The sequence below is a fragment of the Lachnospira intestinalis genome (assembly GCF_040095895.1).
GTDB lineage: Bacteria > Bacillota > Clostridia > Lachnospirales > Lachnospiraceae > Lachnospira > Lachnospira intestinalis.
The window spans coordinates 176,076-202,765 of sequence record NZ_JBBMFS010000001.1 but is presented as its reverse complement, the minus strand read 5'-3'; the positions used below and the strand labels follow the sequence as shown (position 1 = coordinate 202,765).

General features: G+C 42.5%; 25 protein-coding genes and 1 tRNA gene. 2 read left to right on the top strand and 24 right to left on the bottom strand.

What is annotated here, in order from left to right; translation table 11 throughout:
* Positions 1 to 24: 24 nt before the first annotated feature.
* Positions 25 to 1,290 (bottom strand): 3-isopropylmalate dehydratase large subunit, encoded by a 1,266-nt coding sequence (gene leuC, locus WMO37_RS00845; RefSeq protein ID WP_022432768.1) that lies wholly within the window; start codon positions 1,288 to 1,290, stop codon positions 25 to 27.
* A gap of 454 nt (positions 1,291 to 1,744) precedes the next feature.
* Between leuC and WMO37_RS00840 the strand changes: the two genes are divergently transcribed.
* Positions 1,745 to 2,596 (top strand): LysR family transcriptional regulator, encoded by an 852-nt coding sequence (locus WMO37_RS00840; RefSeq protein ID WP_349154025.1) that lies wholly within the window; start codon positions 1,745 to 1,747, stop codon positions 2,594 to 2,596.
* A 156-nt stretch (positions 2,597 to 2,752) separates the two neighbouring features.
* Here WMO37_RS00840 and WMO37_RS00835 read toward each other — a convergent pair.
* From WMO37_RS00835 to WMO37_RS00805, 7 genes are all read right to left on the bottom strand, one after another.
* Positions 2,753 to 2,826, bottom strand: a tRNA-Pro gene (locus WMO37_RS00835).
* Between the two features lie 426 nt (positions 2,827 to 3,252).
* Positions 3,253 to 4,428, bottom strand: coding sequence for an Hpt domain-containing protein (locus WMO37_RS00830; protein ID WP_349154024.1), 1,176 nt, complete (start codon positions 4,426 to 4,428; stop codon positions 3,253 to 3,255).
* A gap of 19 nt (positions 4,429 to 4,447) precedes the next feature.
* On the bottom strand, positions 4,448 to 4,840 hold the full coding sequence (locus tag WMO37_RS00825) for a response regulator transcription factor (RefSeq protein WP_227089563.1): 393 nt from the start codon (positions 4,838 to 4,840) through the stop codon (positions 4,448 to 4,450).
* 27 nt (positions 4,841 to 4,867) lie between these two features.
* The gene (locus tag WMO37_RS00820) at positions 4,868 to 5,896 is read right to left on the bottom strand and encodes a protein-glutamate methylesterase/protein-glutamine glutaminase (RefSeq protein ID WP_349154023.1); all 1,029 of its coding nucleotides are present in this window, start codon (positions 5,894 to 5,896) and stop codon (positions 4,868 to 4,870) included.
* Positions 5,897 to 5,919: 23 nt separating this feature from the next.
* Positions 5,920 to 6,723 (bottom strand): CheR family methyltransferase, encoded by an 804-nt coding sequence (locus WMO37_RS00815; RefSeq protein WP_349154022.1) that lies wholly within the window; start codon positions 6,721 to 6,723, stop codon positions 5,920 to 5,922.
* A 12-nt stretch (positions 6,724 to 6,735) separates the two neighbouring features.
* Positions 6,736 to 7,809, bottom strand: coding sequence for a response regulator (locus WMO37_RS00810; RefSeq protein WP_349154021.1), 1,074 nt, complete (start codon positions 7,807 to 7,809; stop codon positions 6,736 to 6,738).
* Positions 7,806 to 9,275 carry a sensor histidine kinase gene (locus tag WMO37_RS00805; RefSeq protein WP_349154020.1) on the bottom strand — a complete coding sequence of 490 codons (1,470 nt, stop codon included), beginning with the start codon at positions 9,273 to 9,275 and terminating at the stop codon, positions 7,806 to 7,808. The genes WMO37_RS00810 and WMO37_RS00805 overlap by 4 nt, the downstream gene beginning before the upstream one ends.
* Before the next feature lie 216 nt (positions 9,276 to 9,491).
* On the opposite strand from WMO37_RS00805, the gene WMO37_RS00800 reads away from it, so the two are divergent.
* Positions 9,492 to 10,676 (top strand): nucleotide sugar dehydrogenase, encoded by a 1,185-nt coding sequence (locus tag WMO37_RS00800; protein ID WP_022432778.1) that lies wholly within the window; start codon positions 9,492 to 9,494, stop codon positions 10,674 to 10,676.
* 66 nt (positions 10,677 to 10,742) lie between these two features.
* Here the strand turns inward: WMO37_RS00800 and WMO37_RS00795 are convergent, their stop codons facing one another.
* The 16 genes from WMO37_RS00795 to WMO37_RS00720 form a co-directional block, all read right to left on the bottom strand.
* Entirely contained in the window at positions 10,743 to 11,855 is a 1,113-nt protein-coding gene (locus WMO37_RS00795; RefSeq protein ID WP_349154019.1) for a S66 family peptidase, read from the bottom strand.
* Between the two features lie 183 nt (positions 11,856 to 12,038).
* Positions 12,039 to 12,956, bottom strand: coding sequence for a SufB/SufD family protein (locus WMO37_RS00790; protein WP_227089556.1), 918 nt, complete (start codon positions 12,954 to 12,956; stop codon positions 12,039 to 12,041).
* A 9-nt stretch (positions 12,957 to 12,965) separates the two neighbouring features.
* The gene (locus WMO37_RS00785; protein ID WP_022432781.1) at positions 12,966 to 13,691 is read right to left on the bottom strand and encodes an ABC transporter ATP-binding protein; all 726 of its coding nucleotides are present in this window, start codon (positions 13,689 to 13,691) and stop codon (positions 12,966 to 12,968) included.
* Between the two features lie 20 nt (positions 13,692 to 13,711).
* The gene (locus WMO37_RS00780; RefSeq protein WP_022432782.1) at positions 13,712 to 14,458 is read right to left on the bottom strand and encodes an adaptor protein MecA; all 747 of its coding nucleotides are present in this window, start codon (positions 14,456 to 14,458) and stop codon (positions 13,712 to 13,714) included.
* 235 nt (positions 14,459 to 14,693) lie between these two features.
* Positions 14,694 to 15,719, bottom strand: a complete 1,026-nt coding sequence (ilvC, locus tag WMO37_RS00775; RefSeq protein WP_022432783.1) for a ketol-acid reductoisomerase — start codon at positions 15,717 to 15,719, stop codon at positions 14,694 to 14,696.
* 33 nt (positions 15,720 to 15,752) lie between these two features.
* The gene (ilvN, locus tag WMO37_RS00770; protein WP_022432784.1) at positions 15,753 to 16,244 is read right to left on the bottom strand and encodes an acetolactate synthase small subunit; all 492 of its coding nucleotides are present in this window, start codon (positions 16,242 to 16,244) and stop codon (positions 15,753 to 15,755) included.
* Positions 16,245 to 16,321: 77 nt separating this feature from the next.
* Positions 16,322 to 16,906, bottom strand: coding sequence for an ATP-binding cassette domain-containing protein (locus WMO37_RS00765; protein ID WP_227089553.1), 585 nt, complete (start codon positions 16,904 to 16,906; stop codon positions 16,322 to 16,324).
* Between the two features lie 2 nt (positions 16,907 to 16,908).
* Entirely contained in the window at positions 16,909 to 17,694 is a 786-nt protein-coding gene (locus WMO37_RS00760; protein ID WP_349154018.1) for an ABC transporter permease, read from the bottom strand.
* A gap of 1 nt (position 17,695) precedes the next feature.
* Positions 17,696 to 19,510 (bottom strand): GGDEF domain-containing protein, encoded by a 1,815-nt coding sequence (locus tag WMO37_RS00755; RefSeq protein ID WP_227089551.1) that lies wholly within the window; start codon positions 19,508 to 19,510, stop codon positions 17,696 to 17,698.
* 61 nt (positions 19,511 to 19,571) lie between these two features.
* Entirely contained in the window at positions 19,572 to 20,861 is a 1,290-nt protein-coding gene (locus WMO37_RS00750) for an O-acetylhomoserine aminocarboxypropyltransferase/cysteine synthase family protein (protein ID WP_022432788.1), read from the bottom strand.
* Positions 20,854 to 21,747, bottom strand: coding sequence for a hemolysin family protein (locus WMO37_RS00745; RefSeq protein WP_022432789.1), 894 nt, complete (start codon positions 21,745 to 21,747; stop codon positions 20,854 to 20,856). The genes WMO37_RS00750 and WMO37_RS00745 overlap by 8 nt, the downstream gene beginning before the upstream one ends.
* A 144-nt stretch (positions 21,748 to 21,891) precedes the next feature.
* The gene (locus WMO37_RS00740) at positions 21,892 to 22,257 is read right to left on the bottom strand and encodes a type II toxin-antitoxin system PemK/MazF family toxin (protein WP_022432790.1); all 366 of its coding nucleotides are present in this window, start codon (positions 22,255 to 22,257) and stop codon (positions 21,892 to 21,894) included.
* A 74-nt stretch (positions 22,258 to 22,331) separates the two neighbouring features.
* A complete protein-coding gene (gene alr / locus WMO37_RS00735; RefSeq protein ID WP_349154017.1) occupies positions 22,332 to 23,522 on the bottom strand; it encodes an alanine racemase in 1,191 nt (396 codons plus the stop codon).
* 62 nt (positions 23,523 to 23,584) lie between these two features.
* The gene (locus WMO37_RS00730) at positions 23,585 to 25,153 is read right to left on the bottom strand and encodes an NAD(P)H-hydrate dehydratase (RefSeq protein WP_349154016.1); all 1,569 of its coding nucleotides are present in this window, start codon (positions 25,151 to 25,153) and stop codon (positions 23,585 to 23,587) included.
* Between the two features lie 67 nt (positions 25,154 to 25,220).
* Entirely contained in the window at positions 25,221 to 25,826 is a 606-nt protein-coding gene (locus tag WMO37_RS00725; RefSeq protein ID WP_349154015.1) for a hypothetical protein, read from the bottom strand.
* Positions 25,827 to 25,853: 27 nt separating this feature from the next.
* On the bottom strand, positions 25,854 to 26,495 hold the full coding sequence (locus WMO37_RS00720) for a redox-sensing transcriptional repressor Rex (protein ID WP_436970244.1): 642 nt from the start codon (positions 26,493 to 26,495) through the stop codon (positions 25,854 to 25,856).
* Between the last annotated feature and the right edge of the window lie 195 nt (positions 26,496 to 26,690).

The window sequence follows — 26,690 nt, the reverse complement described above, 5'->3', positions numbered from 1 at the left end:
TGTTCCTCCATTCTGATACGATTCTTATAATCCAAGGTCTGACGGCTGGCTGATTTTACCTGTAACCGCACTTGCTGCTGCAACTGCCGGGCTCGCAAGATAAATTTCAGAGTCTACATGTCCCATACGTCCTACAAAGTTACGGTTAGTTGTAGATACACAGCGTTCTCCTTCTGCAAGGATACCCATATAACCGCCAAGACATGGTCCACAGGTCGGTGTGCTGACTACTGCGCCCGCACGGATAAATGTCTGAACCAGTCCTTCTTCGATTGCCTGCATATAAATCTTCTGTGTTGCCGGAATAACAATAACACGCAGTCCCTTTGCCACTTTTCTGCCTTCTAAAATCTTTGCCGCACAGCGTAAATCGTCAATACGTCCGTTTGTGCAGGAACCGATAACGACCTGGTCAATCTTAATGTCGTCAAAGCTTCCTACTACATGTGTATTTTCAGGAAGATGCGGAAAAGAAACTGTCGGTTCAATTTCTGATAAATCAATATTGATAACCTGTTCGTACTCTGCATCGTCATCTGCTGTATATTCTACAAACGGTCTCTTTGAATGTTCCTTCATATATGCTCTTGTCAAATCGTCAACCGGGAAGATACCGTTCTTTCCGCCGGCTTCGATTGCCATGTTTGCAATCGTAAAACGGTCGTCCATTGTCAGATTGGCAATGCCGTCTCCTGTAAATTCCATAGACTTATACAGCGCGCCGTCTACGCCAATCATGCCGATAATATGTAAAATAACATCTTTTCCGCTAACCCACTTCTTTGGCTTGCCTGTCAGTACAAATTTAATTGCAGACGGTACTTTAAACCATGCCTTGCCTGTTGCCATGCCGGCAGCCATATCCGTTGAACCTACACCTGTAGAAAATGCGCCGAGCGCACCGTATGTACAGGTATGTGAATCTGCACCGATAATAACGTCGCCTGCAACCGTAAGTCCCTGTTCCGGAAGCAGTGCATGTTCAATACCCATCTGTCCCACTTCAAAGTAATTTGTAATATCATGCTTCATCGCAAATTGTCTGACACATTTGCAATGCTCGGCAGACTTAATATCCTTATTCGGTACAAAATGGTCCGGTACAAGTGCAATCTTATCCTTATCAAATACAGTTTTTACTGTCATCTTATCCATCTCATGAATTGCAACCGGAGATGTAATATCATTTCCAAGTACAAGGTCTAAATCCGCTTCAATCAGCTGTCCTGCCTTTACTTCTGAAAGACCTGCGTGTGCCGCAAGAATCTTTTGTGTCATAGTCATTCCCATGAACCTGTTCCTCCATTTCTTTTTCTATTGACTTCTATTGACTAATTATAGCCGTATCCTGTAAAATTTGTAAAGAGAATTATTTAAATAACTATAATTCCTTTTTAGAATATGTTTCTGTTCAGAGCCAGGCAGATTTTTAAGCATATTTGTGAACCATGCTCGCATGAGTGAACAAATATGGCTGAAAATCTATTTGGCGGATACGCCACACCGACAAAATGTGCAACATTTTGGAGGCTGGCTCTGAACAGTTATTACTAAATCCTGAGCCAGGCAGTTTTTTAAGCATATTTGCGAACCATGCTCGCATGAGTGAACAAATATGGTTGAAAATCTATTTGGCGGATACGCCACACCGACAAAATGTGCAACATTTTGGAGGCTGGCTCTGAACAATAACTGGAATATTGATACATTCCCTAATGCCTGTTCAAAATATAAGGAGAGCGCCATGAATTCACAATCCATAAAAACCTTTATTACCCTTGCCAAATTAAACAGTTTTTCGCAGACCGCCACTTCCCTCTACATTTCCCAATCCACCGTAACAAAGCGCATCTGCGAGCTGGAAAAGGAAGTCGGAAAGCTGCTGTTTTACCGCGATAAAAAACATGTTTCACTTACGGAAGACGGTCGTATTTTCTTAAAATATGCCACACGTATTGTTGAATTGGAGGAAGCCTCTTTAAAGGAAATGCACTCCTCCGTCACTTACGAAAACAGTCTGCGCATCGGCTCGACCAATTCCATTTATGAATGTCACCTGTTTCCGCTGATTTCCGGCTTTGAAAGCGCTTCTAAAAAGCACTCTGTCAAAGTCACGATTGGTCATTCTTCCGATATGATCCAGCTGTTAATGGACGGCATTTTAGACTGTGTCTTTACATCCGTCCCGCTGGTACGCGCAGGCTTTGAATGTCACCATTTTCACACGGACAATCTTGTGCTTGCGACCGGTTATGATAATATGCTGCATGCGGACGGTATCCGAAAAGAAGAACTGACTTCTATTAAATATATGATGTGTAACTTTGCACTCAATGACGTTGGGGAATTTATCCGGAATCTCTTTCCGACACACTATCAGTTTAAGTTTGAAATTGACAACAGCACCAAACTGATTCCCTATCTGATTAACACAACCGGTTACAGCTTTCTGCCCGACAAAATGATCGAACAGGAGCTTGCAGATAAAAAACTGCGTACGATTCCTCTTCTGGATTTTGAAACACCGAAAATTAACAGCTATTATATAGGAAGTTTAAGAAGTAAAGAACTGTGGACAAAACTGCTGCACAAGTAAAGTTTAGAACCACAGCCGCTCTTTACACAGCAGTTTCCCGTATCGCATATCGCGCTCCCGGGTGCAAAAAGAGAGCCGGTTTAGATGAACTCTAAACCGGCTCTCCCGCCCCTGCCAAGGATTTGCTCACATATCCGTACTGAAATCCTTGAAGAATCGGAATGACGTGATTCGAACACGCGACCTCTTCGTCCCGAACGAAGCGCTCTACCAAGCTGAGCCACATTCCGATATGCTGCTAATTGATGAATCAATTGATTATGTATCGCTGCAACGATATTTAGTTTAATACATGTTGTTATAAATGTCAAGCATTTTTTATTTTGTTTTTTATTTTTGTTTTACATTTTTTTGATAATAAACAGATAACACAGAATACATAGAAGACATATTTATTTCATAATATGGACTTCTTTTGGTCACATTTATGCCGTATTATAAATATCGTTGAAAGGCTATAAGCTTTTTTCATACACTTTTTCATATTTTTATACAAGCGGAGGGAAGGTCCTTTATATAGCTTCCCACTATGACCGCCCCTTTGCTTGTAAACACTTTCCCCTATTAATAGCGGCGGGTCTGCATTATGCAGCCCGCCGCACCTATTTACACATTATTCATCCGTAATTCACTTTAATACTTACCAAAATCCCCATCTAAAGAAATAATCTGCTCATTAATTCCGAGGTGAACTTTGTCAGCTGTGCCGCTGCCTTGTTAAAGTTATTCAGGCTTAATCCCGGCACTTTTAAATCAGGATTTTGTAAAACAACCGACTCTGCAATGACAATCTCACCGATTAAATCCATGAGCATATCCATTTTTGCCACATTTACACTGATAAATGTCTGCGCCGCCGGTTTTTCCTTCCGGGTTTTTGCCAGCTGTTTTGGCTTTCCCGGTTCTTTGGTCTTAATAACATAATCGCCGGGCTTTGGTTCTTCGCTTTTTTTTGCTTCCTGTTCCTTCTGCACCCGTGCTTCAATGGTTTCCACATCGGAATCCAGGTCGATAACCTTTCCGTTATTGACAATCACCGGCGCTTCAAAGCCTTTAATGTATTCATCCGGCGTACACTCTGTAATGTCAATTTTTTCAACACCCGACCCGTCAATCAGCTTTTCAATTTTCTCCTTACTGCTCTGGGTCTGCAGCATCATCTGGAAACCGTCTGCTAAAATCACATCTGCCGAAGCTTCATTCGTAACAATGTCCTCCGGCTTATATAAAATATCCTCCGCAATTTCTTTTAACGAATACACTGCCGTGTACGCCCTCAGATTGCTCATCTGCGTATCCGCACGGTAGAAAATGTGAATTCTGTAAAACTTACTGTTTTCTGTTGCTACCGGTGCAATATAAAACTGCTTTGGCGGCTCCTGCACATTTGCCGGCGGCAGTTCTTTACCATCCTCCGTTGCTTCATTTTTAATTTTTTTCAAAAACACATCCAGTTCATCAATCAGTTCTTTGGCATCACCGTCCGGGTCACCCCCGTCCCTGATTTTATCAAATTCTGCCGATATAAAATCCGACACCTGAAAAATGTGTTCTACCAGTTCCATGTGCGGAACGTTGTCCGGCTTGGATTCCCTGATAAAATAAAACACATCTTCCAGCTTATGCGCAAGCTTCATAATGTCATCAAACATCATAATCCCTGACGAACCTTTAATGGTGTGCATGACTCTGAAAAACTCATTGATATCTGCTTCGTCAAAGCTGTCCGCGTCCTTTTTTTCAAGGGTTGTCGCTTCCAGCTGTTCAATCAGCTGTCCGTTTTCATACAGATACATATCCAGCATGCCGTCTGCACTAAAATCTTCTGCCATTTCTTCTCCTCCTGTGATATTATATCAGTTTCAATTTCTTTAACACATTTTTTAATTTATCCAGATCAACCGGCTTCGCACAATAAACCGTGCAGCCCATTTCAAAGGCTTTTCTTACATTTTTTTGTTCATTTAATGCCGTCATCATAATAATCTTTACGCGGTCATCGCCTTCGATACCACGCTGTTTTTCCATATTCCGGATAGTATTTAAGACCTGATATCCATCCATGACCGGCATCATGACATCTAAGCAGATTAAGTCATACGGCTGTTCATCTTCCAGCGCCATCATATACGCTTCAACCGCTTCCATGCCATCTACCGTGCCGTCACAGTCCCCATATGCCGACATAAAATTCATCATAAACTTTCTGCTTGCAAAATCATCCTCAACAATTAAAATTCTCATTTTTGCACCCTCTTTTCCATCTATATTTTATCTGACTGTTTCCAGACAATCATACGTTTTTTGTGCAATCTGCGTTAATTCTGCCTGCTGCTGTACTGCTCCAATATCATATGCCGCTTTTGGCATACCATATACAATACAGCTGGCTTCGTTCTGCCCGATTGTTTTTGCTCCTGCCCTTCTCATCTCAAGCAATCCCTTTGCGCCGTCATTTCCCATTCCTGTAAGGATAATGCCAACCGCCCCCGCTCCTGCTGCTTTTGCTACCGACTCAAAGAGGACATCTACTGACGGACAGTGTCCGTTGACTTTCGGTCCGCTTCTGCATTCCACCTGATATTCACCGTTGACTTTTAACAGCCGCATATGGGCATCTCCGGGGGCAATTAACACCTGTCCCGGCACAACCCTGTCCCCGGTTTTTGCTTCCCGTACCACCACGCGGCACTGGTTATTTAACCGCTCCGCATACATTTTGGTAAATCCCGGCGGCATATGCTGCACAATAACCGTTCCCGGTATATCCTGATGAAAACGCCTGACCACCTCATAAATGGCTTCCGTCCCGCCCGTTGATGCACCGATTGCAACAACCGTTCCGGCTCCTGTGCCATACCCATTCTGCCTGAAACTGTAGCTTCCTACCCGTTTTAGTTTTCCAACCTGTACCGTAGATGCAATTTTTATCTTTGTAATCAGTTCTCCCCTGATAAATTCTGCAATCTGCTCCGCTGTCATTCCTGACGGCTTATTGACAAATTCCACAGCACCTGCCGACATCGCATCAAATACCCTGTCGCTTAATGCGCTGATTACCACGGTCGGCAGCGGATACTGCGGCATCAGTTTCCTTAAAAATTCAATGCCGTCCATTCGCGGCAGTTCAATGTCCAGCGTCATCACATCCGGTTCGTATTTTAAAATGGCATCTCTTGCTTCATAAGGGTCTGAGGCCTGTGCCACAACCTCTAACATTGGGTCTGTTATAAGATTCCGGACTAAAATCTGCCGGAACATCAGGGAGTCCTCTACAATCAGAACTTTTATTTTTTTCATCGTTTTGTATTTCCTCCCTATATTTATTCTTTCCTGAATATTGACGGTCGGACATAAACAAGCGGCACTGCGCTTCTGTCGATATTCTCTGTACTGCCAATAATCAGATAACCGCCCGGCTCTAAAAATTCATAAAGTCGCTGAACCAGTTTTCTCTTGGTCGTTTCGTCAAAATAAATCATGACATTTCTCAAAAAAATCACATGCATTTTTTTCTTAAACGGCAGTGGATTCATCAGATTAAACTGTCTGAAAACCACCTGCTGGCGCAGTTCTTTTTTCACCTGATACATTCCATCGGGCAGCGGCACAAAATAACTGTTCCTCCACCAGACAGGCAGTGTATTAATCTGCTCTGCACTATAAATACCGTTCACCGCGCTGTCCAGTACTTTTCTTGAAATATCCGTTGCCAGCACGGAAGTTTCCCATGCATTATACTCCGGTCCCAAAAAATCTTTGAGTATCATGGCAATCGTATATGGTTCCTGTCCTGACGATGCCGCCGCAGACCATATCCGTAAATCTATTCCAGTCTTTTCCCGTTCTTTTAATTCCGGCAGAATCACATTTTTAAAAAACTCAAAATGTTCAGGCTCCCGCATAAAATATGTGTGATTTGTCGTAAGGATATTTATCAGATTCTGGGCTTCCTGCCCGGTGTAATCTGCTTCCACCCGATCCATATATTCCGTATAACTTTTAAATCCGTTTGCCGCCAGATAATTGGAAAGCCGTCCCTCTACCATGACTTTTTTGTGGTATAAATTAATCCCGTAACGCACCGCCGTATATTTTACAATGCGTGAAAATTCTTCATCTGTCATCGCTTTTCCCCGCTACTTTCTCAGCTGCTTCTCAATCTTTAAAAATACCTCCAGAATATATGGGTCGAACCGGCTTTTACTTCCCTGTTTCATATAAGCTAACGACTCCTCTTTGGTGTACGCACTCCTGTAACACCGGTCTGACAAAATACTGTCATAAACATCCACGATTTTTACAATCCGCGCACTCAGCGGAATATCACTGCCCTTTAAACCGTCAGGATATCCGCTTCCGTCCCAGTCCTCATGATGGGACCGCACCACATCACATGCCACCTTGACAAATGTATTATCCTCTACATCCGGATATGCCGCCCGTATTAATTCATCCCCGTTATCCGTATGGTGCTTCATAATCTCCCACTCTGTTTCCGTAAGCTTTGTGGGCTTATCAAGAATTTCTTTCGGAACGGTCAATTTTCCGATATCATGTACCGCACCGGCAAGCTCCACTGCTTCAATATAAGTTTTAGAAATCTGGTTTTCATACTTTTCCGTAAAATTTAATGCCTGTGCCAGCAGTCTTGCATTATATGCCACATTTTCCAGATGTTTTGTCATACCGGTTGCATTACTGCCTTCCGTAATCTTTGCCAGTGCCTTTAACAGTCTTTTTTGTTCTTCATCATATTTTTTTGCCTGTTCACTAACAATAATGCTCAGTCTGCGGTTACTGTCTTCAAGTTCCTGCTTCATCTGATACATTTTTAAATGTGTATTAACCCGCATTGCCACTTCGCCATAGTCAAACGGTTTACTGATAAAATCAACCGCCCCCACCTGAAAGCCCTTCATTTTATCATCAAGCTCGCTGGCTGCCGATACAAAGATGACAGGAATATCCTTTGTATCCGGATTTTCTTTTAATAATTCGCAAAACTGGTAACCGCTCATATCCGGCATCATAATATCCAGCAAGATCAGCTGCGGAAGTTCTTTCTGCATCTGACTGACCGCCTCTTTTACGCCTGTTGCAGTCAGCCCCTGATATCCCATTTTTTCAACCATCTTTTTTAATAATCTTGCATTGACTTCCACATCATCAACAATCAAAATTACCGGTATTTGTTTATCATTCTGCTTCATACACCTTCTGCCCCCGGTTCTTTTAGTTTTAAAATTGTACGGATTTCTTCCGAATATCCGATTGCCTGCTTATAATCTTCTTTCCGGACTGCCATCAGCAGACGAAATGTCCTGCTCTTTAATGTCTGCTCCCCGGATTCTGCACAAAGCGTTTTAATATTTTCCGCAAACCCTTCTGCCTTTTCCCAGTTTTCCATCTCGATGCACAAAACCAGTTTTTCCATATTGATGGCAAGTTCCCGCCTGTTAGCTGCGCTTCCATACATATAAACCTGTTCCATCCGGCTCTTTGCCTGCGTTCCCAGCAGATGATTCTTCAAGTTAGAAATATCAAACTCAATATTCTGTTCCTTTTCCTGCTCCACCGCCTGTACAGGTACTTTGACCTTAATTGCACAGCTGAATGTACTGCCCCTGCCCGGTTCACTTTCTACTTCAATATGTCCGTGCATCTGCTCTGCCAGCTGTTTAGTGACATACAGTCCCAGACCCGTTCCGCCGTATCTTCTCGTAATCGAATCATCCGCCTGCGAAAAACTCTGAAACAGCTTCTGTCTGCCCTGCGCATCAATACCGATTCCGGTATCGGTTACAAAAAATGTCAGTTCAACAACATCTTCACGCTGATGTGTTTTATAAACCTCCAGTGTCACCGCCCCCATTGAAGTAAACTTCAATGCGTTGGACAGCAGATTGTTCATAATCTGTGTAATTCTTAATTCGTCCCCGATAACCGTCTGCGGCACGTCTTCTGCTACAAACGCATGAAAATGCAGCCCTTTCTGATTTGCCACTGGCCGGTTGGTATCCATCGCCTGATTGACACAGCTTTTGAATTCAAATGGTTTTTCACAGATTTCAAATTTGCCTGCCTCCATTTTTGAAAAATCCAGCAGATTATTAATAATTTTCTCCATATTGTTACAGCATTGGATAATGATACCCAGTGTGGATTTCTTAGATGGCTCTGTTTCCAGATCCAGCAGATTTTTTACATGACCTTTAATTCCATTGACCGGCGTACGCAGTTCATGGGTAATATTTGCCACAAAACTGTCACGTGCCTTTAAATTCTGCTCCATCTCCTGCTCAACTTTTTTTAATTCACGGATTGCATCTTCTTCATCCTGAATATTCAGCCCTGCTACGGCATTAATCTGTCCGACATCTTCAAAAAACAATTTTGAAAAACGTATCATCACCGGAAAACACGTATTATTCTTACGATATGCCACAGTCTTGATTAACTGTCCCTGTACTGAATTTACATATTCATCATAATTGCAGTTTTCCCTGATTAACGTTGGAAAAATATCTTCAACAGAAATCTTTTTCTTTCCCTGCCGGTAATCCAGTTCCTCTCTTGCAATACCATTCAAAAATGTCACGGTCCCCTGCCCGTCAAATGCAATAATCATCCCCAGATTGTTTTCAAGCAGGGAACGCATTGCCATTGCATCTCCCATAGCGCTGTCCTTCCCTAAAGCCTCATACTTTTCCCCAAAAGTAAAATAATTTTCTAAACACAAGCACAAAAAAACTAAATTTATTATACAATATTCATTTTTATTTATCAATATCTAATTACTTATGTTTTAATACTATTTTATTTATAAATTTGATTCTACGGTACTTTTGTGCTAAACTAATGCTATTATATTGAGGAGGTCATTTGAACAATTATGAAAATCGCAGTTGTCGGTGCCGGATATGTGGGGTTGTCAAACGCCATTTTACTTGCCCAGCACCATGAAGTCTATTTAATAGATATTATCCAGGATAAAATTGACAAAATTAATCAGCGGATTTCTCCTTTTGCAGATAAAGAAATCGAAGAATATCTTTCCGGTCACCCGTTGCAGTTGACTGCAATAACGGACGGATGTTCTGTCTATAAAGCTGTGGATTATGTCATTATCTCCACACCCACAGACTATGACTCAAAAAAAGATTATTTTGACACCAGTTCCGTAGAACGGGTTGTATCGGATGTGCTATCCTGCGGCTCTAACGCCGCAATTGTCATCAAATCAACGGTTCCTGTCGGATACACCCGTGAGTTAATTGCCAAAATCGGATATGAAAAAATCTTATTTTCACCGGAATTTTTACGGGAAGGCAGAGCATTATACGACAATCTCTATCCAAGCCGGATTATCGTAGGCTGCGACAGTGAACAGCCGGATTTATTAAACTGTGCCAAAAAATTTGCCGGACTGTTAAGCGAAGGTGCAATTAAAACCGACATTCCGGTGCTTTTTACAAAAACAACTGAGGCAGAATCAATTAAATTATTCGCCAATACCTATCTCGCACTCCGCATTTCTTTCTTTAACGAATTGGATACCTTTGCAGATGTGCGCGGATTAAATTCCAAACAGATTATTGAAGGTATCGGACTGGACCCGCGAATCGGCAGACATTACAACAATCCATCCTTTGGATACGGCGGCTACTGTCTGCCAAAGGACACCAAACAGCTGCTTGCCAACTACAAAAACGTGCCAAACAACATTATGTCGGCGATAGTTGCCGCCAACAGTACGCGGAAGGATTTTATTGCAGAGCGCATTTTAGATATGAATCCAAATGTTGTCGGACTGTTCCGCCTTGCAATGAAAACCCATTCAGACAACTACCGTCAAAGCTCCATCCTCGGTATTATGGAACGTATCAAGGCGCAGGGAGTGGAAGTTATTATCTACGAACCATCCATTGATACAGATAAGTTCTGTAATTCTAAAGTGATAAAAAATCTGGATGAATTTAAGAAAGCTTCTGACGTCATCGTCACGAACCGCTACGATTCTGTTTTAGACGATGTAAAAGATAAAGTCTATACAAGAGATATTTATCTGCGCGATTAAGAGCGAAAAAAATGAAGTATTTTTTGTCCCGTGTTACTTGACGACAAAAAATACTTCATTTTTTCATTACCGCAGTCGCATCTCCAGTGTCAGCTTATTTTCATGCACTACTGCCTCTGCCAGACTGCCACAGATAACCGGCATGGAAGGCGGGAGGTGTCCGATACTTACGTCCATAATGACCGGCACGTGATATTCCCTTACAATGCCCATCACCGCTTCGTACTGGTCTAAGCCCATCATTTCCTGTCCAAACTGCAACGGACGTCCTATCAGAAATCCCTTGGTATTCTCAAACCAGCCTGCCTGCTTCATATGCCACATGGCACGGCGGATACTCATCACATTCAAATCACAGCTTTCCAGAAACCATAAAATGCCGTCATCACGGTATTTTTTCTGAAACTCTGCCACCTTATCAAACGATGTCCCTGTAAGATTTACAAGGCAGTCCATACAGCCGCCAAGCAGCCTGCCCGATACCCGTGTCTGTGTTGTTACCGTACCGTCCTCACTGTATACCCTCAGTACGGACTTTTCCGTGGCATGATACGGTGCTGTTGGATTTTCTTCGGATTTTAAAGATTCTTTTTCCCATAAATCATAATCCGTTATTGTAATCTTTCTTTCAGGCATTTTTTTCTGTCCATCAGCTGCACTTTCACGTTCTGTTCCGCTGTTACCTGCCGTTTCTTCCAATGTACCCGTCAGTACCCCGAAAGCATCCTGCACTGCCCTGTGCCACGGCTTCATGCCGAATGCACCCGCACATGGCGCATAAAGGGATGCTGTATCTGCCATTATCGTCTGCAAAAAAGTGAAATTCGTATTGTCCGAATAGCCCGCAAACCACTTCGGCGGTGCTTTTTTTATCGCTTCCCAGTCGATATACGGCAGGATCTCGCACATCAGTTCACCGCCGCCACAAGATAACAGAATATTATTTTCGGGGTTTTCATACATCTGCTGTAATTCTGCCGCACATTTTTGTGGTGTATTACTGATACCGATCCCCTCTGCCGCGTAGCAGTTGGGTCCAAGCATCGTCTGATAGCCCATTTCATGAAATGCAGCCAGTGCGCTTTCAAATGCACTTTTATACGGTTCAGTGGCACACCCGAAGGACGGCGCCACAAATCCGATTGTTCCGTTTTTCTTTAAATATGCTGGATATCTCATTCTATCTGATCCACTCTTTCTCAATCCGTCCACTCACCAATTTTCGCCGTGTATGTCCAGGAAAGCCTTGCTTTCCTGGACTGTCGGGCGTTCGCCCTATCAGCAGAAACCATCAAAAAGAGCTTTGTGCTAGCACAGCTCTTTTTTCTGCTTTCAGCTGGCACGGCTCATTGCTTGCGCACATTATTTCATAAACCCGTTAATAATCTGTTCCTCTGCCTGCGCTTCCGTTAATCCGAGTGTCATCAGCTTGATTAACTGATCACCGGCAATTTTTCCGATTGCTGCTTCGTGTACCAGACTTGCATCCAGATTGTTGGCTTCCAATGACGGAACTGCCTTGACATGACCATTATCCATCAGAATCGCATCACATTCTGTATGACCATAGCATTGATTATTTCCGCAGATATTTGAATTGAACACCTGCTTGGATTCACCCTTGGCAACAGAACGTGAAATCACATTGGCACTGGAGTCTACACCGTTTAACTCTACCGTAAAATTCGTTTCTGCCGTCTGGCGTCCGTGTGTCATAATCTTTTCCTTGATAACAAGCGTTGCACCGTCTGCCAGGTCTGCCTTTGTATCGCGCACCGTGGAATCCACACCCTTAATCTGGGTCGTTTCCATTTCCATATAGCCGCCGTCTTCAATATGCACAATCGTCGTCGGATTTAGAATACGCTCACCTGCACCATCCCCTTCGCCGTAGTGCTTTTCAATATATTTTACCTTTGCATTTTTACCGATATAAAATGTATGGATTCCGTCATGTTCCGATGTATCTACACCGCAGTTATGAATGCCACAGCCTGCAACAATGGTTACATCTGCACCCTCTCCAATATAAAAATCATTGTACACCATATCCTTTAAGCCGCTTTCACTTAAAATAACCGGAATATGCACACTTTCATTTTTTGTACCCGGTTTGATAATAATATCAATGCCCGGTTCGTCCTTTTTGGTTACAATATCAATATTGGCTGTTGTATTTCTGCCTTCTAACTGTCCGTTTGAGCGGATATTATATGCGCCTTCCGGCACTTCATGAATGTCCGCAATCTTTTCGAGCAGACTTTTTTGTATCTCGTCCATTCCTACCTCCTATACCAGCTTATTCATCAGTGTTTCACAGGCCTCGGATGAAGCTAAAAGCTTCGGCAGCACTTCCTGTTTCGTTCCCTGTGCCGCCACCTGTCCATCAGATATCACAATAATTTTATCTGCAATATTTAAAATGCGTTCCTGATGGGAAATAATCAGGATTGAACCGTTAATTTTCTCGTGCATACCTTCAAATACTTTAATCAGGTTGTTAAAACTCCAAAGGTCAATCCCCGCTTCCGGTTCATCAAATAATGACAGCTTCGTTCCCCGGGCAATAATCATCGCAATTTCAATTCTTTTTAATTCGCCTCCGGATAAAGATGCGTTCACTTCGCGGTTGATATAATCCTTCGCACACAATCCGACTTCTGATAAATATGAACAGGCCTCTGCTACAGAAATCTTTTCACCTTTTGCAAGCGTAATTAAATCCCGTACGGTCAGTCCCTTAAAACGGACCGGCTGCTGAAATGCAAAACTAATCCCTTTATTAGCACGCTCCGTAACGGATAAATCTGTAATATCTTCACCATCCAGTAAAATCTTACCGCTTGTCGGCTTGTTAATGCCTGCAATAATTTTGGCAAGTGTAGACTTTCCTCCGCCGTTTGGACCTGTAATTGCTACAAAACGGTCATCTATCTTTAAGCTGATATTCTTTAAAATCTCTTTTCTTGTATTTCCTTCTTCAACAGCATATCCGATATTTTGTAATTCTAACATGTTTCTCCTCATTTCCTGCTTTACATACAATATTTTTTCATAATATTGACAGCATTATTTTCTATCAGTATTTCACAATGTTCCATGATATATGCCGCTGTTTCCTTTTTCGATGAAACATATCCGCCATATTCCGTTAATAAATCGCAGATATACTGATATTTTTCCTGTGCACATCTTGTACGTTCTACAATATAATAAAAACATGCCTGTTCTTTATGCTTATAAAGACTGTTCTTTAATCCCCATGTCTTTGGACAATTCTGTGCAAATTCCTCTACTGCCTGCATTGATGCAAAACGGTAAATGGCAATCATCTGGCCTTCCTGCTGTTTTGCTGTTTTTTTCAGCTTATTTTTAATCTGCTCCTCTAATTTTTCTACCGGAACAAACGGTGCTGACTTGATTGCATCACCGGCATCTTCTTTTTTAATAACATTGCTGCCCGCATCGTGGATATCCGATAAAATCCTGTCTGTCATCATCTTTCCTGCATTTCTGATCATATCGCTGAATTCATCGTGTCCGGACGAAATAGTGAGCAGGATGGTATGATTTGGCTGTGGTGCCAGCTGTAAAGACATCACACCGCCATCCATCATAATGCCAATTGATTTCTGTGCTTCTTCTAATATTACATCGAGCAGTCCGTGAATCTTTTTTGTATCATTTCTAAAAAAATCATCCAGTGAAATATTGTTATCTTCTAAATCATCTTCATCTAATAAACACTGGAATTTCGTATCATCTATTCTTTTAAATTCCATAAAAACTCCATTTCCGGGCAGCATTGCTTCCGCTGCCTGCTGTATACAAAATTATTTTAACACAGAATACAAAACAAAAAAATCCTAAAAATATAAAATTTTTATATTTTTCTGTCAAAACATGTCCCTCGCTCCGTTTTCCGGTTTTTAGAATATTGGCACCCTTGAAAATCTGCATAACTTAAAAAGACGGCTGTGCAAAACACAGCCGCCCTGACCTCGTTATGTATTACGATTAGTTATTGATTAACTTATCTGATTCATCATTCCAGCTATAAAGCTTTCTGATTTCTTCACCAACAGCTTCTGATGGATGTTCTGAAGCTAACTTTCTCATAGCCTTGAAGTGAACCTGTCCACCTGCTTCTGACATATCTAATAAGAAGTCCTTCGCAAATGTACCATCCTGGATATCAGAAAGAATTTTCTTCATAGCCTTCTTTGTATCCTCTGTGATAATCTTAGGACCTGTAATGTAATCACCATATTCTGCTGTGTTAGAGATAGAATATCTCATTCCTGCAAAACCTGACTGATAGATTAAGTCAACGATTAACTTCATTTCATGGATACATTCAAAGTATGCATTTCTTGGATCATATCCGGCTTCGCAGAGTGTTTCAAAACCAGCCTGCATTAATGCGCAAACACCACCGCAAAGAACTGCCTGCTCACCAAAAAGGTCTGTTTCTGTTTCTGTTCTGAATGTAGTTTCAAGAACACCGGCTCTTGCTCCTCCGATACCCTGTGCATAAGCCAGTGCCATATCAAGTGCCTTACCTGTTGCATCCTGTTCAACAGCTACAAGACAAGGTGTACCCTTACCTGCCTGATATTCAGAACGTACTGTATGTCCAGGAGCCTTTGGTGCAATCATTGTAACATCTACACCCTTAGGAGCCTTAATCAGACCAAAATGAACGTTGAAACCATGAGCGAACATTAACATATTGCCCGGTTCAAGATTTGGTTCGATTGATTCCTTATATAACTTAGCCTGTTTTTCATCATTAATCAGAATCATAATAATATCGGCTCTCTTAGCTGCATCTGCTGCTGTGAATACTTCAAAACCCTGCTCCTCAGCTCTCTTCCATGACTTAGACCCCTCGTAAAGACCGATAATGACCTTGCATCCTGAATCCTTTAAGTTTAAAGCATGTGCATGACCCTGGCTGCCATAACCGATAATGGCGATTGTCTTACCGTCAAGTAATGATAAATTACAATCCTGCTGATAAAAAATTCTTGCTTCTGCCATTTTACAATTACCTCCGTATGATAACTAAAATATTTATTTTAAATTTGCAGCGCCTCTTGCAAGTCCGGTAATACCTGTTCTTGCGAGTTCTGTAATTTTAAAACCATTAAGTAACTCAATAAACGCATTCAGCTTATTCTGTGCGCCAGTCAGTTCAATAATTACCGACTCCGGCGATACATCTACAATTTTTGCACGGAAGACATCACTGATTGCAATAATCTCCTGACGGTGCGCTGCATCACATTCTACTTTAACCAGAACAAGTTCCCTGCACACAGATGCATCCTGTGGAAGTTCCATAATTTCTTTTACATCCACCAGCTTTGTAAGCTGCTTCTGAATCTGCTCTAAAACATCGTCATCCCCGGTAACGGTAACCGTCATGCGGGAATACTTCGGATCCTGTGTTTCACCTACTGTAAGGCTGTCTATATTGTAACCTCTTCTGCTGAATAACCCTGCCACACGGCTTAATACGCCGGATGAATTTTCAACAAGAATAGAAAAAACTGCATGTCTCATCTTTTCCCTCCATTTTCAGAACCCTGTCAGAACTTTACTGGCAGTTTGATTTTCCAAATATTGTGGAATTTTGTCACTCATAATATTGTAGCAACTGCTTTGCCACTTGTCAATAAGCAAATGCCCGCCCCGAGCATTTTGCACATTTCCATATCATGTGTAACGGAAATAACCGTTCTGCCTCTCTGCTCCGACAGAATATATTCTGCGGCTTTTTTGCTGTTCCGGCTGTCAAGCCCTGTAAACGGTTCATCTAACAGTACAATCTCACTGTCTGCCGCCATCGCCCGCACCAGTGCCACACGCCGTTTCATGCCGCCGCTGTATTCTCTGACAGGCTTTAAAAGTGCTTCTTTGGGAAGAAGCTGCAAAAGCTGTTCATATGCACATTTTCCTGCATTCCTGTCTTTTATCACCAGCGCCGTATTTTCAACAGCATTTAAATGTTCTATCAGACGGTTCTCCTGAAAAACCGCCGATACTTTATCAAATCCGGTAATAATACCGGAATCTGCCTTTTCAAGCCCCATAAGCAGTCTTAAAAGCGTTGTTTTCCCTGCTCCGGATTCTCCCATAATACAGGTTATGCCACCTGGTGTAAAAGCATACGAAAAATCCTGCAGAACCACTGCCTGTCCATAACTTTTATATATATGTTCCATCCTCAGCTTCTGCATCTGTCCTGTTCCTTCCCGCTGCCATGTATATCACCTGATATTACCCTGCCGCACTGCCTGATCAGCGCAACAGCCAGCTTCTCAAACAGAAAACTGATGCACATAATCGTAATACTCCACGCAAATAATTCCGGCATCATCAGATACAGTTTTGCATAATACAGCTCTTCCCCGATGGAATTTTTCACCAGTCCGATTACCTCCGCAGACACTCCCGCTTTCCAGCACATGCCTGCTGCCGTTTTGACTGCCGCATTTAGAAACGGCATAATCTGCGGCACATAAATATAACGCACCTTTTTTACCGGTGAAAGTTCAAAAACCACCGCCATTTCAAGCAGTTTTGTATCCGCTGCACAAGCACCTTCAAGCACTGCCTGATAAACCATTGGAAATACAACCATAAATCCAATCGTAACCGCCGCATTCTGCGAACCGAACCAGATCAGCATCACAATAATAAATGCTGCCACCGGCAGAGCCTTCATCAATAACACCAACGGTTCCAAAAAGGACTGCACACCTTTTTTTACCGCTGCAATACTGCCCAGTACCAGTCCCGCCAGCAGCGCAGCCAAAAAACCGGCACTGATTTTAATAAAGCTGTGAAAAACGACCCGGTAAAATGCACGCGTACAAAGGGCTTTTCCAAGCGCCAAAAAAACAGTAACAGGACCCGGCAGAAGAAACGCCAGTCCTGTTACACTGCTTGCAATCTGCCAGATTACCAGCCAGATTCCAATAATTCCTGCTTTTTTTATAATAGAAAGCATTCTATTTCTGCTCATAGAATTTTTTATATACATCTGCAATCGCCTTTACTACACTGTAAATCGCCGAAATATCATCCTGACACCACTTTCTGCGGTTTGCGCCGAATATATCAAATTCAAAAACTGCCCACAGCTGTCCATTTAACATGCATGAAAACTGCAGCGCCGAACCAATATTATTCTGCTTAAAATGTTCGTAAACCTGTGGATACTCAACTGCTATGGATGCGGTATTATTAATCACGTGAATATGATGCTCATCAAAACGTGCAAGATACTTCTCTTCCGACAGACAAAGCTGTGTTCCCGGCTCTTTTTCATAATGCCCCAGCGTTTTCCGGCATTCCATGGACGGTGCCTTATAAATCGTCATGCCATGAATATTCATCTTATCCATAAGCTCCATCAGCACTTCCTCTGCCACATCCATACCGCCGTTGAAAACTTTCAGCATCAGATTCGTTGACAGCTCCACCTTATCAATCGGACGCATAAAATCAACACCCGCTGTCTTTTTATGACAGTATCCGTCTTCTGTCAGCAGATGTCCGTGTTTTTCCTTATCATATACGATAAACCGGTCTTTTCCCTTTTCTTTGGCAATATACAATGCACCGTCTGCGATTTTAAACAGTGTTTCATAATCCGTTCCATCTTTTCCGTACTGGGAAATACCGATGGATGCTGAAAATTCATAATCCGGCTTTTCCTGTGCCAGATCCACTTTCAGCTTTTTGCGGACCGCCTTTAGCAGACTTCTCAAAGTATCTTCTCCGTTTGCTTCTTTTAGCAGTACTAAAAATTCATCGCCGCCGATTCTGCCTACCAATCCACGGTTTGCCACTGCGCGGTTCAGCTCTGTCGCCAGATGCTTAATAACCTCATCACCGAAATAGTGTCCATAGGTATCATTGACCTGTTTAAAGTCATCGATATCCCACACCATCAGATACATACTGTGGTCACAGCCCGCCACATTGGCAAGATTAATCGCTGCCGTTGCTTCATCTGTCACCGTTTTTTTATTCAGGACTCCTGTTGCGGAATCCTGATTGACAACTGCCGAATCCAGTAAAATGTCTGTACCTGTCATACGGTTTCCCTGCTCTGTAATCAATCCTATGGTAAGCACACGTTCTTCTCCATTATAAATGGTCTGTCCCCTGAAACGCAGAACATCCATGCGTTCCCCTTTAGACATCAGTGTTGTACGCAGGGTCGTCGCAAAGCTTTCAGAGCCTGCCTGTATATTATCACAGAGCTGTCTGAATGCCGCCTGCTGTTTTTCATCAATAAAGCCCAGACGCATCATGCGTTCTTCCCATGCTTTTAAATCGTCTTTTTCAATAATCTCAGAACGGTTGTTGACATAACAGTATATTGTAAAAATTCCGGTGTGGTGATTATATTCAAACATTTTATCCTGAATCATATTCATCACTGCACGATATTTCCGGATACGATCCATATACAAACCAAACCTGGCACTGACCAGACAAATATCCTTCAAGTGAATATTGGTCATCTGCTCCGATTTTACCTGTTCATTATTTTTTTCCAGCATAAACCAGCGATATGAATCATTTGCTGTCATACACCGTACAACCGCATAAGCTGCAACATCTTCCGATTCCATAAACGATTCGAAATCCTGACGATCCTTTGGATGTATAAGCATATTAAATGTATAAAGTGTTTTTTCCCCAAACAGCCTGTAAAAACGTTCATCGCCCATTACAACTGCAAAATTATTGCTTAATGTAAAATTTGCCTCCGGTGTTCCACTTTCTGTTTTTCCGTCTATTTCCCCAGACATTTTGACACCCCCTTTGCCACTCATGCGGCTTTAAGATTACATTTTCCTTATAGCCACAGCTTTACGATGCAAATGTCACCTCTAATGCCTGCTGAATATCATCAATAATATCCGCCACATTTTCAATGCCCACTGAAAGACGGATTAAATCCGGCTGAACGCCTGCCTCTGCAAGCTGTTCGTCACTTAACTGTCTGTGTGTATGGCTTGCAGGATGAAGAACAGATGTCCTTGCATCCGCAACGTGGGTTACAATGGCAATCATTTTTAAATGATCCATGAATTTCACTGCCGTTGCCCTGTCACCCTTTAAACCAAAGGAAATAACCCCACATGTACCATTAGGCATATATTTCTGCTGTAATGCATGATATTTACTGCTTTCCAGATCTGCGTAATTAACCCATGCCACATGCTCATTGTTCTCTAAAAATTTTGCTACCGTAAGCGCATTACTGCAATGTCTTTCCATGCGCAGCGCCAGCGTTTCCAGACCGAGATTAATTAAGAACGCATTTTCCGGTGACTGTACAGACCCCAGATCGCGCATCAGCTGGCTGGTTGCCTTGGTAATGTAAGCCCCTTTGCCAAAACGCTGTGTATAAATCACGCCGTGATAAGATTCATCCGGTGTTGTCAGTCCCGGAAACTTATCTGCATATTTTTCCCAGTCAAAATTACCGCTGTCTACGATACAGCCGCCGATTGTTGCTGCATGTCCATCCATATACTTTGTCGTCGCATGTGTCACAATATCCACGCCAAAGTCAAACGCATGACAGTTAACCGGTGTTGCAAAGGTATTGTCTACAATAAACGGTACACCGTTTTTATGGGCAAGCTTTGCAAACTTTTCCAAATCAAGAACAACGAGTGCCGGATTGGCAATCGTTTCGCCAAAAATACACTTTGTATTCGGACGGAACGCCGCCTGAATCTCTTCCTCTGTTGCTTCAGGATCTACAAATGTCACATCAATTCCCAGTTTTTTCATTGTTACACCAAACAGGTTAAACGTACCGCCATAGATGGCTGATGTACTGATAAAGTGATCACCCGCCTCACAGATATTAAACACTGCGTAGAAATTGGCAGCCTGACCGGAGGCTGTCAGCATCGCCGCATAACCTCCCTCTAAATCACAAATCTTTTTCGCAACATAATCATTCGTCGGATTCTGTAATCTTGAATAAAAATATCCTTCCTTTTCCAGATCAAACAATGCACCCATCTCATCACTGGACTCATACTTAAACGTTGTACTCTGGATAATCGGAAGAATTCTCGGTTCTCCATTCTTTGGCTCCCATCCGCTCTGAATACACTTTGTTTCAATTCTGTAATTACTCATTTTCTGTTGTCTGCTCCTTCTCCTGTATTTTTGTCACTCTGACTTTGCGAATCATCTTGTCTGCGACCTCTGCCACATCAAACAGATATCCGCCGCATTCCATTTGAAACTGCTCCTGTTCTTCTGGAATCTTTCCAAGCTTATATATCATATAGCCATTAATTGTATCAATATCTTCACATTCAAAATGAATATTAAACAATTCTTCCAGTTCTTCCAAAGTTGTCTGACCGTCAATCATATACGAACCGTCATCCATACGGCTGATCAGCTCTTCTTCCTCATCATATTCATCCTGAATATTTCCTACAATTTCCTCAAGAATATCTTCCATCGTTACAATGCCTGCGGTCTGTCCGTATTCATCAACAACAACCGCTATATGTACCTTTTTAGATTGCATTTCTTTAAACAACAGACTGATATTTCTTGTTTCAGGTATGTAATACGCATCAAAAAGCACCTGGTCTTTGATTTCTGACAGCTGTTTACAGCGTTTTTGTTCGTCTACATATACTTTTAATAAATCCCGTATATGCAAAATTCCCATAATATTATCAATATCCCCATCTATCACCGGATAACGGGAATAACTTTCATTCATAATGAAATCAAAAGCTTCCTGTACGGTCGCCGTACTGTCAATTGCTGCAATGCTTTTACGGTGTGTCATGACATCCTGTGCCTGTTTTTCACCGAATTCAAAAATATTGTTAATCATCTCGGCTTCATTTTCATTCAGTACACCATGTTCATGTCCTTCATTGACCATGTCTTTGATTTCTTCACCGGTTACATCATCATCTCTTTTCCCTCTTGTTCCAAGCTTACGGAATAAAGCTGAAAGCAGTCCTTCGTTCCCATCCGCGGGGTGCGCATCATTCATTTTAAATTTTCCTTCCTTTATAAATCTCTTTTTGTAAAATTTCTGACATTATACCAGAATCATTATAAATTCGTTAACAATTATATCATATACATCCTTATATAGTCAATAAATACAGCCTGCCAGTCGCGCCATAAGGCGCATTTATTTACGTCCTGCCAGGCTGTTCCCCATTTCAAGACTAATATAAAGTGCCTTATTCACCTGACTGATAATTTCATTGTCTAAATGACACACTTTATCCTTTAATCTTTTTTTATCAATTGTCCGCAGCTGTTCTAAAAGAATCACTGAATCTTTGACAATATCATACCGCATGGAATCAATCTCTACATGGGTAGGCAGCTTTGCCTTGTTCATTTTTGATGTAATTGCAGCACAGATAACTGTCGGGCTGTGTTTGTTTCCTGTATCGTTCTGTATAATAAGCACCGGTCTGACACCGCCCTGTTCCGAACCGACAACCGGTCTTAAATCCGCATAAAAAATATCTCCTCGTCTGATTACCAAAATTATTCACACTCCCCAAAGCACTTTTTGTTTATATGCTTAGTATTTCCAGCTTGCGGGCGTGTATTCATTTTTTATAAATTTTTCAAATTCCAGTTTTCGCGGAAACAGTCATGTGTTCCGATATATTCTCCGTTCAGATAATAGCTGCGTGGAATCCGCTTGCCCAGATCGCAGACAAATTCATAATTAAATGTACCTGCCAGTGCTGCGATTTCTTCCACTGTAATCTCTGCATCACCATCTTTTCCAATCAACGTGACAATATCCGCTCTTGTGACATTTTCAATATCCGTTACGTCTACCATCATCTGATCCATGCAGACCCTGCCGACAATCGGGGCTTTCTGACCCCGGACCAAAACATATCCCTTAGACGATAAAGCCCTTGGATAACCGTCACCATAACCGACTGAAACGGTCGCAAGCTTTGTGGTTCTTGTCGTTGTAAATGTACCGCCGTAGCTGACCTTTTCGCCTGCCGGAATTTCTTTTACCATCGTAATATGGCTTTTTAAATCCAGTGCCGGGAATAATTCCACCTTTTCTTTTTTGACCTCATCTGACGGATACATGCCATACATGGCAATTCCCAGTCTTACCATATCCAGGTCCACCTGCGGCATATCAATCACCGCCGCACTGTTTGCACAGTGTCTGTATGTAAAATGGATTCCTTCTTTTTCAAGACGTCCTGTAAAATCCGTAAATAATTTAAACTGATGTTCTGCCGATGTCTTGTCAGTTTCATCCGATGCCGCAAAATGTGTAAAAATGCCGTCTGCGGACAATTCCTTTAATGCCGTAATCTGCTTTACAATGGCAATACCATTCTCATCCGGTTCCAGTCCGATTCTTCGCATACCGGTATCAACTTTGATATGGCAGTGTGCCTGTTTTTTCTGCACCCTTGCAGCATCTGCAAGTAATTGTGCCGTTTCCACATCAAATACGGTTGCCGTAATTTCATGGGATACCAGAATATCAAACTCGTACGGATCTACATACCCCAGCACCAGAATCGGCTTTTTCACACCGTTTTCACGCAGATTGACTGCTTCATCAAGTGTTGCCACGGCATAGCCCGTTACTTTTTGCGCAACTGCTTTTGCCACTGCGACATCGCCGTGTCCGTAGCCGTCTGCCTTTACAACTGCAAGTGCGCCCGTATTTTCCTTTGTCAGTGCCATCAGATTATCAACATTTTTCACAATAGCATCTAAATTAATTTCTGCATATACTCTATAATACTTATTATTCTTCATTTTCCTTTTCCTCAGACTTATGTATTTGCTTCTTAGTATTATACAACAACTTCAAAAAATGTCTAGTTCTCTTTAAGCACATTTGCCACTGCATCTGCAATGTCCATGGCTTTCATGCCTGCATTGCCAAATCTGTCTGCTGCCGCATCGCCTGCCCTGCCATGCAGATAGACCCCCATGCAGATTTTTTCAAAAAATTCGTATGAAGCATTTTCTTTTCCGTTCTTCTGTGTCCGCCCGGCAAGCACGCTCCCTGCAAGAATCCCCGTGAGCGTATCGCCTGCGCCTGCCGTTGACATACCGGAGTTGCCAGAAGTATTAATATAAATGCGGCTGCCGTCCGATACGATTGTTGCCGCATCTTTTAAAACGCAGACTCCGCACAGTTTTTGTGCCAGCTCCTTTGCGGATTCACAGGACGTTTCTTTTAACTGAGCGATACTTTTGCCGGACAGTCTTGCTGCTTCCCCCATATGCGGCGTATACACGTACTGCTTGGAGCTGCCTTCATTCTCTGCAATCCCGCTTAACAGTTTTCTGTTTTCAGCAATGATGTTTAATGCGTCTGCATCCAGAAGCACCGGAAGCCTTTTTTCTCTTTTAGGCTGATAGGCTATCATCTCGGCTACAATTTCTTTTGCCGTATCTGATTTGGAAAGCCCCGGTCCTGCCACCACGCAGTCTGCCCAGTCCAGCTCCCCTGCAAGCTTTTCTTTTATATCTGCGGTATCTTTATATGTTACCATAACCGCTTCCGGCACATGCGTTAATACAACGGTACGGTTGTTTTCGTGTGTGAAAACCTTCACAAGTCCGCAGCCGGTACGGTATGCCGCCCTTGCAGAAAGTGCTGCCGCTCCCGCCATATTTTCAGAGCCTGCCACAATCAACAGTTTTCCGTAGCTGCCCTTATTCGTATCCGCCGGACGGTCAAAAAAAGCCGCAATGTCTGTATCTTCCATTGTAAATGCCGCCTGCTCCCAGATTTCTGGAATTGTGCGGACGTCGGCAAAACCGGCATTGGCAACACACAGTTCTCCTGCGTATATTCTTCCCGGATACAGGCACAGCCCACATTTTGCAAAGCCGAAGGTCACCGTCATGTCTGCCCTTACGGCACAGCCCATGACCTGTCCGTCCCCGGCATTAATTCCCGATGGCGTATCTACTGCCACAATCAGGCTTCCCGTATCCTTTGCCGCATTGATTTTTGCAATAATCTGTTCATATCTGCCTGTAATTGTTCTTGATAAACCGATGCCAAAAACAGCATCTATAATACAATTATATTCACCGGCAGGAATGTCGTTCACAAACACAATTCCCAGTTTCTGCAAAATCGCACACTGCCGATTTAACTCTTCTGTTCCTTTTCCTTCCTCTGCTGTCGTATACACCTCTGCCGAAATTCCACGTTCTGTCAGCTGGCGCGCCACCGCCATGCCGTCCGCACCGTTGTTGCCGCTTCCGCACACGCACAGCACCTTATCCGTCTTTTTAATCTTTTCAAGCACCGCCTCCGTCACACAAAGTGCCGCCCGCTCCATCAAAACCAGTGAAGGAATCCCCACCTCCTGAATCGAATACGTGTCAATCATTTTCATCTGCGCACCATTCATTAATTTCTTCATAAACACCCTCCTGCCCTGTAAAACAAAAAGCCGCCATACGGACTTCTTCCCGCACAGCAGCTTTCTTCTATTCGTCATTCTCATTCAACCGGTCTAATTCACTCATGATTTCAGGACCTAAAATCGCATGCATATAAGAATACATCTGCTCGTTCATATCCTCTTTGTCCTGCTTGACCAGTAAATTTTTCTTAAGTTTAATCCGCGTGTCTTCAATCCATGCTTCCAGCCGCTCCAGGTCTTTATTGTTGCGGTTGATTTTTTCATAACACATTTTGACTGTTTCATAAAAAAGATGCATGTTTGCTATGCGAAGTTTTTTAGGCACTTCGTCCGATTCATCTTCTAGCTGGGAGATTTTATCTCTTGCTTCATAAATCAGCCGCTGGCTTTCATCCATAATTTTCTGCTTTTTCGGATCTTCGTCATTCTGGTTCATATGATTAACAATGCCCCGGAACAATCCTTTTCTAATCTTTTTTACCTGAATCAGGTCTTCGTTGACCTGCCCCTGTTTTTTGAGCAGTTCATTGACACGTTTTTCCCAGTAACGGATTTCATCCGTTTTTACAGATTCCGGCACAAGTCTGTACCACCGTTGGTCAAGCGTTAAAATCGGCAGATTTTTCAAAGCCGCATTATCCTTCATTGCCTTATATGTAAGCTGTGCCATCCGCTATTCCCCCTTTGTAAATCTTTTCTACCGTCCTTCATTTGCAATGGTATACGAAAGGCGCATCAAGCTTTCTGATAAATGTACATTTTCAACAATGACTTCATCCGGAAGATTCAAATCTGTATGGGCAAAATTCCAGATTGCCTTAATTCCGGCATCTGCTACCAGCTTACCGACTTCTTTTGCTGCTTTTTTGGGAATCGTCAGTGCTACAATCTCGATTTCATTTCTCTTAATAAAATCAGAAACGGCATCCATCATCATCACCGGGATTCCACGGATTGTCTTTCCTTCCATCTCCGGATTGTTATCAAAGACTCCTTTAATCACAAATCCACGTTTTTCAAAGTCCTCATAATTGACAATTGCCTGACCTAAGTTACCCGCACCGATAATAATCATATTATGCGGGCGGTCAATTCCTAAAATTTTGGCAATTTCATCATAAAGATACTTCACATTATAACCGTAACCCTGCTGTCCAAAGCCGCCAAAATTGTTTAAATCCTGACGAATCTGTGAAGCGGTTACTTTCATCTTTGCACTTAATTCCTTTGAAGATATTCTCTGTACTCCGCTCTCATTCAGTTCGCCCAGATATCTGTAATATCGTGGCAGACGTCTGATTACCGCAGCTGATATCTTTTTTGTTTCTTCCATACTCATGTCACCATGCTTTCTTTTCAATGTATCTTCGGATACCAGGGTCAAAAGATCTGAACCCACATGAGCTTGCTCATATGTGGGTGAACGACCTTGGGACCCGCCCGCTATGAGCATAAAAGTGGGATGAAATCCCACGATATGCGAATAGCGGGCCGGATTGTGAGAGTGCGCAGCACGAAACAATCCGTGATTATT